Annotated in this window: 12 protein-coding genes; 6 read left to right on the forward strand and 6 right to left on the reverse strand. The window is 50.2% G+C overall.

Annotated features, from left to right (window positions below; translation table 11 throughout):
- Positions 1-12: 12 nt before the first annotated feature.
- The 4 genes from QCB44_RS00535 to QCB44_RS00550 are packed head-to-tail and all read left to right on the forward strand — an operon-like array spanning position 13 to position 5,762.
- A complete protein-coding gene (locus QCB44_RS00535; RefSeq protein WP_279407263.1) occupies positions 13-1,206 on the forward strand; it encodes a class I SAM-dependent rRNA methyltransferase in 1,194 nt (397 codons plus the stop codon).
- A gap of 15 nt (positions 1,207-1,221) precedes the next feature.
- Complete coding sequence (locus tag QCB44_RS00540; protein ID WP_279407264.1) at positions 1,222-3,513, forward strand: PAS domain-containing hybrid sensor histidine kinase/response regulator; 2,292 nt, start codon at positions 1,222-1,224, stop codon at positions 3,511-3,513.
- A 10-nt stretch (positions 3,514-3,523) separates the two neighbouring features.
- Positions 3,524-4,591, forward strand: a complete 1,068-nt coding sequence (locus QCB44_RS00545; protein WP_279407265.1) for an HD domain-containing phosphohydrolase — start codon at positions 3,524-3,526, stop codon at positions 4,589-4,591.
- Entirely contained in the window at positions 4,581-5,762 is a 1,182-nt protein-coding gene (locus tag QCB44_RS00550; RefSeq protein ID WP_279407266.1) for a hypothetical protein, read from the forward strand. The genes QCB44_RS00545 and QCB44_RS00550 overlap by 11 nt, the downstream gene beginning before the upstream one ends.
- Positions 5,763-6,205: 443 nt before the next feature.
- Here the strand turns inward: QCB44_RS00550 and lysA are convergent, their stop codons facing one another.
- Positions 6,206-7,468: a diaminopimelate decarboxylase gene (lysA, locus tag QCB44_RS00555; RefSeq protein WP_279407267.1), complete on the reverse strand. Its 1,263-nt coding sequence runs from the start codon at positions 7,466-7,468 to the stop codon at positions 6,206-6,208.
- Positions 7,465-7,692: a lipoprotein gene (locus QCB44_RS00560; protein ID WP_279407268.1), complete on the reverse strand. Its 228-nt coding sequence runs from the start codon at positions 7,690-7,692 to the stop codon at positions 7,465-7,467. Before QCB44_RS00560 ends, lysA begins: the two co-directional genes overlap by 4 nt.
- Positions 7,693-7,850: 158 nt before the next feature.
- On the opposite strand from QCB44_RS00560, the gene QCB44_RS00565 reads away from it, so the two are divergent.
- Both QCB44_RS00565 and QCB44_RS00570 read left to right on the forward strand, forming a co-directional pair.
- Complete coding sequence (locus tag QCB44_RS00565) at positions 7,851-8,522, forward strand: alpha/beta hydrolase fold domain-containing protein (protein WP_279407269.1); 672 nt, start codon at positions 7,851-7,853, stop codon at positions 8,520-8,522.
- A 30-nt stretch (positions 8,523-8,552) separates the two neighbouring features.
- Positions 8,553-9,059: a pyridoxamine 5'-phosphate oxidase family protein gene (locus QCB44_RS00570; protein WP_279407270.1), complete on the forward strand. Its 507-nt coding sequence runs from the start codon at positions 8,553-8,555 to the stop codon at positions 9,057-9,059.
- A 17-nt stretch (positions 9,060-9,076) separates the two neighbouring features.
- Here the strand turns inward: QCB44_RS00570 and QCB44_RS00575 are convergent, their stop codons facing one another.
- The 4 genes from QCB44_RS00575 to QCB44_RS00590 form a co-directional block, all read right to left on the reverse strand.
- Positions 9,077-9,493 carry a hypothetical protein gene (locus tag QCB44_RS00575; protein ID WP_279407271.1) on the reverse strand — a complete coding sequence of 139 codons (417 nt, stop codon included), beginning with the start codon at positions 9,491-9,493 and terminating at the stop codon, positions 9,077-9,079.
- Positions 9,494-9,558: 65 nt separating this feature from the next.
- Positions 9,559-10,449, reverse strand: a complete 891-nt coding sequence (locus QCB44_RS00580) for a PilZ domain-containing protein (protein WP_279407272.1) — start codon at positions 10,447-10,449, stop codon at positions 9,559-9,561.
- 218 nt (positions 10,450-10,667) lie between these two features.
- A complete protein-coding gene (gene feoB, locus QCB44_RS00585) occupies positions 10,668-13,010 on the reverse strand; it encodes a Fe(2+) transporter permease subunit FeoB (protein ID WP_279407273.1) in 2,343 nt (780 codons plus the stop codon).
- Positions 13,007-13,246, reverse strand: coding sequence for a FeoA family protein (locus tag QCB44_RS00590; protein WP_279407274.1), 240 nt, complete (start codon positions 13,244-13,246; stop codon positions 13,007-13,009). The genes feoB and QCB44_RS00590 overlap by 4 nt, the downstream gene beginning before the upstream one ends.
- Positions 13,247-13,431: the final 185 nt, after the last annotated feature.

Below are 13,431 nucleotides of genomic sequence, written 5' to 3' on the forward strand. Positions count from 1 at the left end.
TTGAATTTCACTATGTTACCGAGCTTACGATTAAAGAAAAATGAAGAACGCCGTCTGAAACAAGGGCATCTTTGGATTTTTAGCAACGAAATAGACAACCAGGTCTCACCATTAAAGGGATTTTCAGCCGGACAAACCGTGGTGATTGAAGCGGCGAATGGCAAGCCCATCGGTATGGGCTATGTGAATCCGAACACGCTGATTTGTGCACGACTTCTGAGCCGCAACCCCAAAACACGCCTTAACGCCCAGTTTTTGCAACGTCGCATTCAAGCGGCGCAGTCATTGCGTGAATTGAGTTTTAACGAGCCTTACTATCGCCTGGTATTTGGCGAAAGTGACGGTCTGCCCGGTTTGGTGATTGACCGCTTCGGTGACGTGTTTGCCGTGCAGATCACCACCGCAGGGATGGAAGCGGTAAAAGACACGATTGTCGAGGTGCTGGAGAGCCTGTATCAGCCTCAGGCGGTGGTTCTGCGTAACGATAGCAAAAGTCGTGAAGTCGAGGGGCTGCCCCTGTATGAAGAGGTGGTATCCGGCACATTACCAGAAGAACTGGTTATCCGCGAAAACGGCGCACAGTTTGTTATTCCGGTAGAAGGCGGGCAAAAAACCGGTTGGTTTTATGATCACCGTATGGCGCGTCAACGTCTGCAGTCTATGGTGGAAGGCAAACGCGTCTTGGATGTGTTCAGTTACCTGGGGGGGTGGGGGATTCAAGCGGCGATGGCCGGAGCCGAATCGGTGACCTGTGTGGATGCCTCGGAACTGGCCATTGATGGCGTAGAACGCAATGCGGAACTGAATGGCGTCTCCGACAAGATGACGTTGATTCAGGGCAATGCGTTTGATGTTATGAATGCGCTGCGTTTGGAAGCGGAAAAGTATGATGTGATCATTGTCGATCCGCCAGCCTTTGTGAAGCGCAAAAAGGACCTGAAACAGGGCGCGGAAGGGTATCGACGCATTAATGAGCTGGCGATGCGCTTGCTGAATCCGGAAGGCATTTTGGTGTCCGCGTCTTGCTCCCATCATATGGGCCGAGATCATCTGCTCACTCAAGTGCAATCCGCGGCACGCCATATCGACCGCTCTTTGCAGTTGTTTGAGCAAGCGCATCAGGCGCCGGATCACCCTGTTCATCCGGCTATTCCGGAAACCGAATACCTTAAAACCTTTTTCTTTAGAGTTTCTCAAAGCTGGTAGCTTTAGGAGAGTGTTATGCCAAAGTCCGGTGCCGTCAGTTTTATCACTAATGAGGTGTTGTCGCTTGAAATTCTGGCGGATAAGACCGTTAGGAATGAGCGTGTTTCCAAGCGATTATTGCAGGCATTGGAATTGCAGCGCCGCAGTGTGCAAAAGTTGTTTGAAATTGTTCCGGAGTCTCAGAAAGAGCACTTTGGCGACTTTATTGAGTTACTGAATGCCTTTGCGTCTGAAGTGTCCGACTCTGCAAACGAGCTCACGTTGCTCAAACGGTTTCAGCAATGTATTAAGGCTACAGTGCAGGACTTGATTGCTCCCGGAGGACTGCTGGAAAAGTATGGGGATGATTTTCTCTCCACCACATGGGGCGACCTCTATGCCGTGCATAACCATGCGATTATTTCAAAAACCGATCGTTATGGCACCATTGTCTCCGCTAATCCCAAGTTTGTTGAAATTTCGGGGTATTCGCTTTGCGATCTGATTGGTGAAGATCATGCCATTTTGAATTCCGGCGTCCATCCCAAAGGGTTTTTTAAAGAGGTCTGGAATACCTTGCAGGATGGCCATGTATGGCACGGCACCATCTGTAACCGCAATAAACGCGGCGATTATTATTGGGTGGAGTCGAGTATTCAGCCGGTATTGGATAAGAGTGGTGAGGTCGATCACTTTATCTCCATCCGCACGGATGTCACCGCCTTGAAAAAAACCGAACAGCAACTGGTAACCAAGTTGAACCAGCTCGAAGAAGTGGAAAAACGTCTCCACCAAAGCCAGGTGTTTGCCAACATCGGTTCATGGGATTGGAATATAGAAACCAATGAACTTTGGTGGTCGGAGATGGTCGCGCCCATTTTTGGCGGGCCAAACCAGGCTATGGAAACCAGTTATGAGAATTTTATCGGGGCCATTCACCCTGATGATGTGGGACTGGTTTCATCCGCAATCAGTGCTTGTGTGGAGAAGGGCGAAGACTATGATATCGAGCACCGCATTGTCTGGAAGGACGGCACCGTGCGCTGGGTCTCCGAAAAAGGGGATGTGATTCGCGACCACACCGGCAAGCCTGTACGTATGCTCGGCGTTGTGCAGGATATTACGAGCAGTAAACGGATTTCTGAAGAGTTAAAAGAGGCCAAACAGCAGGCGGAGCAAGCCAACTTGGCTAAATCCGATTTTTTGTCGAGCATGAGTCATGAATTGCGCACGCCGCTCAACTCGATTATCGGCTTTTCAGATTTGCTGGCCAATACGGATTTAACCTCCAAGCAGTTACGGCAGTTGCAGAATATCAGCCAATCGGGGCGTCACTTACTGGAACTGATCAACCAGGTGCTTGAGCTGGCCAAGATTGAATCGGGCGCTTTGGATGTCGAATTGAGTTCGGTGGCGATGCAGGATGTGATTAGAAACTGCGTCTCCACCATTCAACCCATGGCGGACCGTAAAGGGATTACCTTACGCTATTTGAACAAGGATGATTGCCGCGTCTGCGTACTCGGTGATTTCACTCGCCTTAAACAGGTTTTGCTGAACTTCTTGTCGAATGCGATCAAATACAACCGTCCGAATGGGATTGTTGAAATTGAGTGTGGGCAGCGTGAGACAGAGAATGGTCCCCGTTTACGGGTCAGCGTTCATGATACCGGGGTAGGCATTGCGGAAAAACATCAAGCAAGCGTGTTTGAACCGTTTAACCGTTTGGGGCATGAGGGCAAGTCGATTGAAGGCACCGGGATCGGGTTAAACATTACCAAACGGATCATCGAACTGTTATCAGGGGAAATCGGTTTTAGCAGTGTCGAGGGCCAAGGATCGGTGTTCTGGTTTGAATTACCGATCGAACAGCAAGGGGCGTGTTCGATTCAGAGTGATTTCGCTTTACCGCAGCCAAAATCGGAAGAGGCGTTAAGTGAGCAAATCGCCATTCTACCTCGACTTAAACAGGTGCTGTATGTTGAAGACAATCCGATGAATATGCAATTGATGTCGGAAATTTTTGAAACCCTGGACGGTTTTGAGCTCACGATTGCGCCGACCGCAGAAATTGGCATTGAAAAGGCTGTAGAACTGAAGCCGGATTGCATTTTATTGGATTTGGATCTCCCGGATATGAGCGGTGAAGAAGCCCTTGAGGTTTTAAAGTCGCATGCCGCTCTGCAACAAAGAATGCCTAAAATCTTTGCCGTCACGGCTAAAGCCATGCCTGAGGATATTGAACGGGGGATGCAATTGGGGTTTGATGATTATTTAACGAAGCCTTTGGTGATCAGTTATCTCGTTAAGTTGTTGAAGGAATTGTGAGGGAGCGTGCATGCCAAAGATTAAACAGAGGCTAAAGCAAGCGCAAATCCTGGTCGTGGATGATCAGGAGGTGAATCTGGAGTTGATCCGCGATGTGTTTGAGCAAGAAAATTATCGCCATGTGGAAACCTGTGCCAACTCGTTGGAGGTGGCCGGTAAGTTGATCGAGTTATCCCCCGACTTGATTCTATTGGATATTAATATGCCGATTCTGGATGGCTTTGGTGTGCTCTCGGTGATTAGCCGGCACTATGGCCAAGAAGACAAGCCCCCGGTGATCATGCTGACCGCGCAAAACGACCAATTGAACCGTAATAAAGCGCTGCACTCCGGCGCGAATGATTATGTCACTAAACCGTTTGATCAGCAGGAGCTGCTCAGACGGGTTGAGTTGCAGCTGGAAAACTGGTTCTTGCGTAAAGCACTGCAGCAGCAGAATGAGATTTTGGATCAGAAGGTCCGTGAACGCACCGCCGAGTTAAACAAGGCGAATATTGAAATCGTCGAACGGTTGGGGCGTGCGGGGGAGTACCGTGACAATGAAACGGGTAATCATGTGAAACGCGTAAGCCTGTTCTCCTATCTGATCGCCAAACAGGCGGGCTTGGGAGAGAAGCGGGCCCGTTTGATCGAACTGGCCTCGCCGATGCATGATATTGGCAAAATCGGGGTCTCCGATACCATTCTGATGAAACCCGGCAAGCTTACCGATGAAGAGTTTAGTGCGATGCAAAACCATGTGTTGATCGGCGCGAATATCTTGAAAGACTCGGAGTCTGAGATTCTCAAGGTCGCCTATCAGATCGCACTGACTCACCATGAAAAATACGATGGTAAAGGCTATCCGCACGGTTTGGCAGGAAAGGACATTCCGATTGAAGGGCGTATTGTTGCCATCGCGGACGTATTTGATGCCTTGACGTCGGAACGGCCGTATAAACAAGCGTGGCCGGTCGACAAAGCGGTGGGCTTGTTGCAAAAAGAGAAGGGCAAACATTTTGACCCCGAGCTCGTAGACTGTTTTGTCGCGGTGTTGCCGGAGGTGCTTAAGATCCGGGAAGCGTATTTTGAAGCCTAGACTGATTGCACATTCGGCGGCGTTTAAACGTCAGCAGAAACTGGCAAAACAGTGTTACTGGGATGAGGTCGAGCAGACCTTATGGATTGATGCGCGTACCCTCTATCCCGAAGCCGGTGTGGTGCAGGTGATGGGCTGGGATCGGATGATGCTCGACTCAGAACCGATTCCCAGCTATCCTGAGGAGTGGATGATCTTTCAATGGTCTAGTTACTCACAACTGGCTTATTGGCGCAAGCAGATTCCCAAATGGGTGCAGGACAGTTGCGCGCTGTTTCCCTCTCATCAGCTGACGCTGGTGCATTATTGCGGTAAATATCCCCAGCTTTTAGAGTTACTGGATCATGCGCCTTTGCTGGCCTGGCGTCTGGTTGCTTCCGAATTGGAAGAGCCGGAGATCGTCGCCTTACTTTCCGGAAAAAGGGTGGATATGGTGACTCAGGTCGGATGGCCGGGGAAAGACGAAACGGTCAAGTTTCTGCGCAATTTGCGCTTGCGTTGGGTCAATCAGGAGATTGCCGAACAGGTTGAAGTCTGCCTGTTGGATGACAAACGCCTGCAGGCGCTACAGAATTTGCCGCGGATTAATTCGATGGCCCTTTCTTTGGCCGCGCGTTTCCCTGAATTGATCGGCTGTCGCTTGCATCGAGCGTTGGCGCAACTGCCGTGCCGACCGATGCAGTGCCAATCCATGGTCGCCTTGTTAGAGGATGCCTACCGTTTGGCGGAGCATCTTGGCTTGCCGGAGCAGGAAGTGGCGCGTATTGGAGACAGCCGTTATCTGGTCGAGGTAGAGCAACTCTATCAAAGCTGGCTGAATACCGAACTGGAAGAAGCCTTGCAGGGTGATGAAGAGAGCATGCCTGGGCTGATGGAACAGCTGCAGCGATCGCACAAGGCGTTTATGAGGTTGACTCAATTCGAACAGTGGGTTCAGTTGAGCATGCATCAGCAGCATGCCTGGCTGACTGACTTCACAACGGACACCGACACGGAAGGCGCGCCGATGTTGATTGCCTGGATAAAAGAGAACGAGGTCTGGGCAGCCTTGATCGAGCGCGGTGGAGGCGAAGCCAAGATTGCGCGTGTGCGCGGTGAGGAAAACCGTTTGCCCGACGCGGCGGTGCTGGCCGATCTGCATCTCTGGCAGGCACACGGTCTGTTTCACTAAAACGGCTTTAGGTTTCTCTTTCGGTTACAGAAAGTTTTGAACAGGCCTGTTCAGATTTATTGTAAATGTTTCGATAAACATAAGGAGTGTTTTGATCTTATGAGTGAAACAGTCACTTTATTGGGTAGTCTTTTTAATTGATTGCTTCACTATTACAAGTGTACAAAGCCTTACCGTTACCTATTTTGGTTCGCCCAAAACGAGTAACCACAAAAAAGCGTCCCATTTCATGAATTCGCAAGTTCTAAATTTGTTTACTGAAAACGCTGAATTCGCTACGCTCAAACAACAGCGTTTTTTGATCGTTCATTGCATTAAGAACCTGACTGAATTTATTCCAAGGGATGAAAGGTCTGATCCGTGGTGCACCAGCTCGATTCTTGAGAACGGCAAAAATAAAAAGGGGGCGATGTGCCCCCCTTTGTAAAAAAAAATTAACGGATTTATTCTACATTGTTGCCGATAAGGCGTTCGCTGCCCATCAAATCGTCATAGGTTTCACGCGGACGGATCAACCAGGCCTGATCATTCTGTACCATCACTTCTGCGGCGCGCGGACGGGTATTGTAGTTTGAACTCATGGTAAAGCCGTAAGCGCCTGAGGAAAGCACGGCTAACAGGTCCCCCGCTTTCAGGTTCAACTCGCGGTCTTTGCCCAAAAAGTCGCCGGTTTCGCACACCGGGCCCACAATATCCCATTTGGCATTTAAGCCATCATTGCGAGGCGTAACCGGCACGATCTGCTGATAAGCCTGGTAGAGTGCCGGGCGAATCAGGTCGTTCATGGCCGCATCGATGATGGCAAAGTTTTTGTGCGCCGTCGGTTTCAAATATTCCACTTCGGTGAGCAGCGCGCCGGCGTTCCCCGCAATGGCTCGGCCCGGTTCGATAATGATCTCCACGGATTCGTCATTCAACTTGCTCACCAGCGCTTGAATATAGTCGTCAATCGCTGGCGGGGTTTCATCCGTGTATTGAATCCCCAAGCCGCCGCCGAGATCTAGGTGGTGAATCTCAATGCCCATTTCCGAGAGTTTGGTTTTTAGGGAGAGGACGCGCTCCAGAGCGTCCACAAACGGCGTGATATCGGTCAGCTGAGAACCGATGTGACAGTCGATGCCAACCGGGCGGATGTGCGAACAAGCCTGCGCTTTAGCATACAGTTCCGGAGCCGTATTGATGTCGACGCCAAACTTATTGTCTTTGAGCCCGGTTGAAATATAAGGGTGGGTTTTCGCATCCACATCCGGATTGACGCGGATGGAGATGTTTGCCACTTTATCCACGCGCTCGGCAACCGTTTGGATGCGATCCAGTTCAGCATGGGATTCGATATTGAAACAGCGAATGCCCACTTCTAGCGCGCGCTCGATCTCCTTGGATTGTTTGGCTACGCCGGAAAACACCACTTTAGCAGGGTCGCCACCGGCACGCAGTACGCGTTCCAGCTCCCCTTGAGAAACAATATCAAACCCGGCGCCCAACTTAGCCAATACGTTGAGGACCGCGAGATTGGAGTTGGTTTTTACCGCATAGCATACCAGGTGCGGTTGTTCGCCAAATGCGCTGTCAAACGCCAGCCAGCGGTTTTCCAATTCGCTGCGTGAATAGACATAGAGCGGCGTACCAAACTCTTTGGCCAACTGTGCCAGGTTGACGTCTTCGGCATAAAGCGTGTTGTTTTTGAGAACAAAAGGCTGTGTCATGGTGTTTCCTGTGTTGCAGTTGAGGCGGCGGGCGTATTTTCCGTTTTTTCCGAACCGGTTTGCGTGGCAGACTCCTCCGCCTGCGGGATATACAGCGGTCCTTTTTTACCGCAGCCAGTGAGCAGAGTGATGCTGAGCAGGCCTGTCGCCAATAACAAGAAAGGGGGAACTCGTCTGGTTGGGACAGAGTGCGTTAAGACCGATTGAGTGTGTGCTTCAGACATGATGTTGGTTCGTTTGGTGAAAGTTTTGCCAAGCCGTTAAAATAAGCGCTATTCTATCAGAACCGATGTAAAGCTTATATAAGAAACCCGCAGGGATAATGTTGAGGGTCTCTAAAATATGAGCCAATCATTTGCAACCTAACCTCAGAAGGAATCTCATGGATCCGACATCAACTGCTCCGATTATTCTCGAACCGCAAGGTCAGGTTCAATCTGCCGTCATTTGGCTACATGGCTTAGGCGCGGACGGTGAAGACTTTGTGGGGGTGGTTCCGCAATTGGATTTGCCTGAAGAGCATGGCATTCGTTTTGTGTTTCCGCACGCACCCTATCAGGAAGTGACGATTAACGGTGGGGCGACGATGCGTGCTTGGTATGACATCCGTTCCATGGACTTGATGGGCGAGGTGGATGCTGCCGGGATTCGTGTGGCCTGCTATCAAGTGTATGATCTGGTGCAGCAACAAATCCGTGCCGGCATTGCTCCGCAAAGAATCGTGCTGGCCGGATTTTCGCAAGGCGGCTTGATTGCTTTGCATGCGGGCTTGAGTTATCAGCAAGCGCTTGGCGGGATTCTGGCGCTGTCGACCTACTGCCCGATGTATGAACAGTTCTATATGCATCGCCATATGCCGATTATGATGACGCACGGCCTGTCTGATCCGGTGATTCCGCTGCCGATTGCCGACCAGTCCCGCAAAGCTTTGGAGCACAAAGGCTATCACGTCGAATGGCATACGTATCCGATGCAACATCAAGTATGTGCCGAAGAGTTGGATGACATTTCACATTGGCTGCGGCGCGTGCTTCAGTTGGATGGCAAAAGATAGCGTGTTCTTATTAAGCGTGGTAGAGAATGGATGAGCTCAAAAACTGAACAGGCCTGTCGGGATTTTTTACAGAGGCGCCGCACTCTGGTATTAAGCACGCTGTCGCAAGACGGTACGGTTGACAACGGGGCCGTGCCGTTTGTATGGGCAAGCGAAAGTGAGCTGGTCATTCTGGTCAGTGAATTGGCGGCGCATACTAGCAATCTTCTGAACTTGTTAGCGCAACCGAATAGCAAAGCAACCGTCAGTGGGTTGTTGTTGGCGGATGAAAGTGAAACAGAAGAACTGTTTGCGCGTGAGCGTTTGTCTTTAAGTTTGTCGGTTGCCGAGGTGGCGCGGCCAGGCGAAGAGGCTGACAGACTGTTTACGCTTTTTTCAAAGCAGTTTGGCGAGGTAATTAAGGTGTTGCAGACTCTGCCGGATTTCCATTTGTTTAAGCTTAAAGTGGAAAAGGGCCGTTATGTCCACGGCTTCGGTGCGGCTTATGAGTTTTCCGAATCACCTTGCTGTGAATTAAGTCGCGTTAAAGGTGCGTAAAGTGCGGGGTAAACCGATCAAGCCCTTTTTTGGCCGCGCGCTTTCTGCTGTTTGACGATCAGGCAGCGTTTGATCCAATCGGCGAACATAGGATGATCGTTGACCATGGCTTTATACAGTCCGGCGGCATCTTGTCCCGGCAGCCCGGCGGCAAAGGCGGCGATTTCTAGCAGCTTGTCAATATACGCATTCGGGAAGTCCATCGTAATCTGAAAGTAACTGATTTTGGTCAAAAGCACCGCATTCAACACCAGAGTCCACTGTTCTTCACTCAGCGAATAGCGTTCCCGGTAATAAGATGTCGGTCCGTTGATGCGCATCAACAACATCTCTTTGAGGGTGGCATAGCGGATCATATCCAATGCCGGATCTCTGACCGACAACGGCAGTTCATCCATGAATGTTGGATCGACTTCGTGGCTGCTACCTGGCATAAACCTCTGTTACTCCCTAATCGAATTAAAGCCTGTAAGGGCCGATGAATGTCGTCGAGTGACCGTTAAAAAAGAATGCTCATACATTCTTTCACTTCCTGTTTCTGAATTTGCGTTTGCAGATAGTCCTGAAGTGCCCCGTCCGGAAATTCAAAGTTGATGGCGATCCGTTCTGTCTGAGTTTTTTCATCACTGCGAATATCGACGATGCTGCCCTCAAACTGCAGGACCTGTTCGTCTTCCGGAAAGTAAAGCAATACATCAACATTCGAGTAATTGGGAAAGCGCTTCTCCAGATTAACGGCAATGCCGCTGGCGCTGACATTAGCGGTTCTCACCGGCCACTCTTCAGGATGTTGCCTTAAGGAGTTGTCATCATGAATTTGGCGGAACACTTCCAGATAGGCGTTCATATAATTGTAGACGCTTGACAGTGTTTGGATCAGTGGAATTTTGGCAAACTTGGGGGCCTCAAACAGCGGCATGACTTCATCCACTTTAAAGCCCTGCGGCAAGCGTTTTTCTACGGTAAATTGGGTGGGGGATGAGTGTTCCAGACTCCATAACATGCTGCGTAGGAAAGCCAGATACTTTTCTTCAATCATGGTCAGATATTGATAGGTCTTCGGGGAAGAGGCATGTATTTGTTTGATCCGCTTGAAGCCTTGCAGATGGCTTTGCAAACGCAGTTTGCTTTGTGAATTTTTGAGCGGGTTTCGCCCCTGGGCGATCATTTTGGTGCTGTCGCCAAAAAATTCCATGTACTCCACCATTTCATTAAAAATGGGAACGAGAATCTCCGCATGCTCTTGAATTCGATGCGCCCAGTGGTGAACGGTAAATTTATAGGCGTTAATTTTATTTTGTACGGTCTCCGGAAAATAATCGACGCCGGTTGCGTAAATCTCGCAGTCTTCAAGCGGTGATGCGGGGACAATAAAATAACGTACCGGCATGTCAATCCGGTAAAAACGTCTAGAATTTCCTTTTCTGAACCACTTGTTCATATGGCCGAACCGAACTCCTTGGCAAAATTCCCCATTACACCCAGCTGATTATAGGGGCGGCTTCCAAAACTTGAATAACTGATTTTCAATCTTAGCATGGATCGCGCCAAAATGTAGATAGCGAATTTTGGCGCAGGAACGGTGAAAATGGGAACCGCTACGAACGGTTATGGCAAGGTGCGGGGTGATTTTTGCCGGTAAGCACGTCCGGTACGATGCAGTAACAGGGCGATGGTGATGAAGCCGAGCGCGATCGCACTTAGCCACAGGCTGGAGCTTTGCGGATGTGAGCTGAAGGTCGATATCTGATAAAAAGCAACGGCCGTGCTGTAACCTAAAAACAGGCTCCACCCCCCGCTGTAAAGGGCCCAACGCCAACCCAACTCTTGTTTTATGGCACCAAAGGTGGCGACACAAGGGAAATAGAGCAGCACCAGAAGCAGGTAGGCATAAGCCCCGACTTTGCCGTCAAAATAGTTGACCATTTTGTCTAGCGTTGAGAGAGTAAAGCCTTGCTCTTCAGCGATGGCTTTCTTGTCAGCGATGTTCTCAATCGACTGCAAGCCCAGTGGGTCATCAACATCGGTGACAATCCCGGGGAGGTTGGCCGGAATGGTCATTACGGCCTCTTGTAAGGCGCCGATAAAATCGTAAGGTTCCTCTTTGTTGATCGGGGCGGTATTGTCCATATTCTGGTAAAGCGCATCCAATGAACCAACGACGACCTCTTTCGCCAAGAGTCCGGTAATCAGCCCCACCGTGGCCGGCCAGTTTTCTTCATTGACGCCTAGGGGCTCGAAGATGGGGGTGGCTGTTTTCGCGACGGTACTCAATACGGAGTCGTTTTGGTTTTCATGTCCAAAAGAACCGTCCGTTCCCAAGCTGCTCAATAAATTGAGGCCAAGCACGACGAGAACAATGACTTTACCGGCATCGAGAATAAAGCTCTTAAGGCGGTTGCGCGTGTTCAGCAGCACATTGATGATGGCGGGCTTGTGATAGATAGGCAGTTCCATCAACAGTGCCGGGGCGGTGCCGGGTAATAAGGTGTATTTCAACAGCAGAGCCGTCAGCACGGCGGCCAGAATCCCCACCACATAAAGCGAGAATACCAGCAGGGCGCCATAGTCGGCAAAAAACGCCGTGGCGAACATCACGTACACGGTCAATCGCGCGCTACACGACATGAAAGGGGTCATCATAATCGTCATGATTCGATCGCGTTGATCGGGGAGCGTCCGAGAAGCGAGTACCGCAGGGATATTGCAACCAAAGCCGACGACCAAGGGAATAAAGGCCTGGCCGGAGAGGCCGAGTTTGCGCATCAGTCCGTCCATAATAAAGGCCGCACGTTGCATATAACCGCTTTCTTCCAAGATAGAAAGGAGCAAGAAAAGTGCGCCGATAACGGGAATAAAAGTGGCGACCACTTGAATCCCGCTGCCGATGCCTTGTGCCAAAATGGCAATCAGCCAGTCAGGGGCGTTAATCGCCTGCAGGAGTTCGGTCGGGCCATCGACAAACAGGGCTTGGGCGCCGAGATCAAAAAAGTCGAGGAACGTGTTGCCGATGGTGATGGAGAGCGCAAACACCATGTACATGACGAGCAGGAAAATAGGCAGTCCCCAGATTGGGTGAAGTGCCCAGCGATCCAAGGTGTCGGTCGTGTTTCTCGTAAAACGATCGGTATGAATCAGGCTGCTGTGTGCGGCTTCATGGGCAAACTGAAAATAGAGATCGGCAGAAATCAGCGCCAGATCTTCTTGATAATGCGCTTCAAGCTTAGTTTTTTCAGCCGCACAAAAACTTCTTAACTCCAATGGTGCCAGTTCCGGTTTGATCAGCATCTGCAGGGTTTTCCAGCAGGAGTCAGAATCCGCTTGCGCTTGAAGATCACGCACCGCATGCACCGATGCGTGCAGCGTTTCCGGCAGATCAAAATGCAGATCCGATTTGCGGTTCACCAGGTTGGGAAGTTGTTGTTTTAATTCGTCAATTCCCTGGTTGAAATAGGCGGATACCGGAATGACGGGACAGCCCAGCGATTTGGATAGTGCCTCAATGTCGATTTGCAGATGACGCTCTTTAAGCAGATCCATGCGGTTAAGCACGACGACGACAGGGAGCCCCATATGCAGAAGCTGAGCGGTCAAGAAAAGCTGGCGCTCCAGGCTGGTGGCATCGACGATATTCAGGATCAGATCGGTCGGCTGGCACTGCAGGTAATCCAGGGCTACTTTCTCATCCAGGCCGGTATGGCTCGAACTTTCCAAACTGTAAACACCGGGCAGATCCATTAAGTGGTAATGCATGTCGGCGATGTCGATATAGCCCGACTTCTGTTCGACCGTGACCCCCGGCCAGTTTCCGGTGGTTTGTTGCGAACCGGTCAAGCGGTTGAACAGTGTGGTTTTTCCACAGTTCGGACTGCCGATCAGGGCAACCTGATAAGCGTGTTTGGACGGGAAACCGTGTTTTTTGAATTTGATTTTGGGTTTAACCACTGTCATGACAGCACTTCTACCTGAATGTTTTGTGCGATTTGCTTATCAATGGCAAAGCGAGTGCCATCCACGCACACCACCATATTGTGGCCGCGAACCAGGATCAGCTTCACAATGCTGTGGGTGTGAAAGCCTAAGTTGACCAGACGTTTTTTGGTTTCTAAGTCACCGGTCAGTGCCGTGATTTCGCTGGTCTGTCCAGCGTGGCAGAGATCGAGGGTGATGTCGGAACGATGAGGCATAGGCGATCAAGAATTACTATTGAAACGAATTTTCAGTAAGGGCGAACAATAGCACGAATGGTTATGGATAGCAAGGTTAATGATAGTTATTATCATTTTTGATAAGTCTGTATTGAACCTTGCTAAGTAATTGTAATCTATGTGTATCGAACAGGAGTTCGACAAAGAGCGTCAAGCTGAACAGG

Origin of the sequence: Thiomicrorhabdus sp. zzn3, assembly GCF_029767755.1 — a bacterium.
Classification (GTDB): domain Bacteria; phylum Pseudomonadota; class Gammaproteobacteria; order Thiomicrospirales; family Thiomicrospiraceae; genus Thiomicrorhabdus.

Excerpts from the sequence above, each read along its gene's own strand:
- QCB44_RS00535 (WP_279407263.1), top strand. The coding sequence starts at position 13 with ATGTTACCGAGCTTACGATTAAAGAAAAATGAAGAACGCCGTCTGAAA.
- QCB44_RS00540 (WP_279407264.1), top strand. The coding sequence starts at position 1,222 with ATGCCAAAGTCCGGTGCCGTCAGTTTTATCACTAATGAGGTGTTGTCG.
- QCB44_RS00545 (WP_279407265.1), top strand. The coding sequence starts at position 3,524 with ATGCCAAAGATTAAACAGAGGCTAAAGCAAGCGCAAATCCTGGTCGTG.
- lysA (WP_279407267.1), bottom strand. The coding sequence starts at position 7,468 with ATGACACAGCCTTTTGTTCTCAAAAACAACACGCTTTATGCCGAAGAC.
- QCB44_RS00560 (WP_279407268.1), bottom strand. The coding sequence starts at position 7,692 with ATGTCTGAAGCACACACTCAATCGGTCTTAACGCACTCTGTCCCAACC.
- QCB44_RS00565 (WP_279407269.1), top strand. The coding sequence starts at position 7,851 with ATGGATCCGACATCAACTGCTCCGATTATTCTCGAACCGCAAGGTCAG.
- QCB44_RS00570 (WP_279407270.1), top strand. The coding sequence starts at position 8,553 with ATGAGCTCAAAAACTGAACAGGCCTGTCGGGATTTTTTACAGAGGCGC.
- QCB44_RS00575 (WP_279407271.1), bottom strand. The coding sequence starts at position 9,493 with ATGCCAGGTAGCAGCCACGAAGTCGATCCAACATTCATGGATGAACTG.
- QCB44_RS00580 (WP_279407272.1), bottom strand. The coding sequence starts at position 10,449 with ATGCCGGTACGTTATTTTATTGTCCCCGCATCACCGCTTGAAGACTGC.
- feoB (WP_279407273.1), bottom strand. The coding sequence starts at position 13,010 with ATGACAGTGGTTAAACCCAAAATCAAATTCAAAAAACACGGTTTCCCG.
- QCB44_RS00590 (WP_279407274.1), bottom strand. The coding sequence starts at position 13,246 with ATGCCTCATCGTTCCGACATCACCCTCGATCTCTGCCACGCTGGACAG.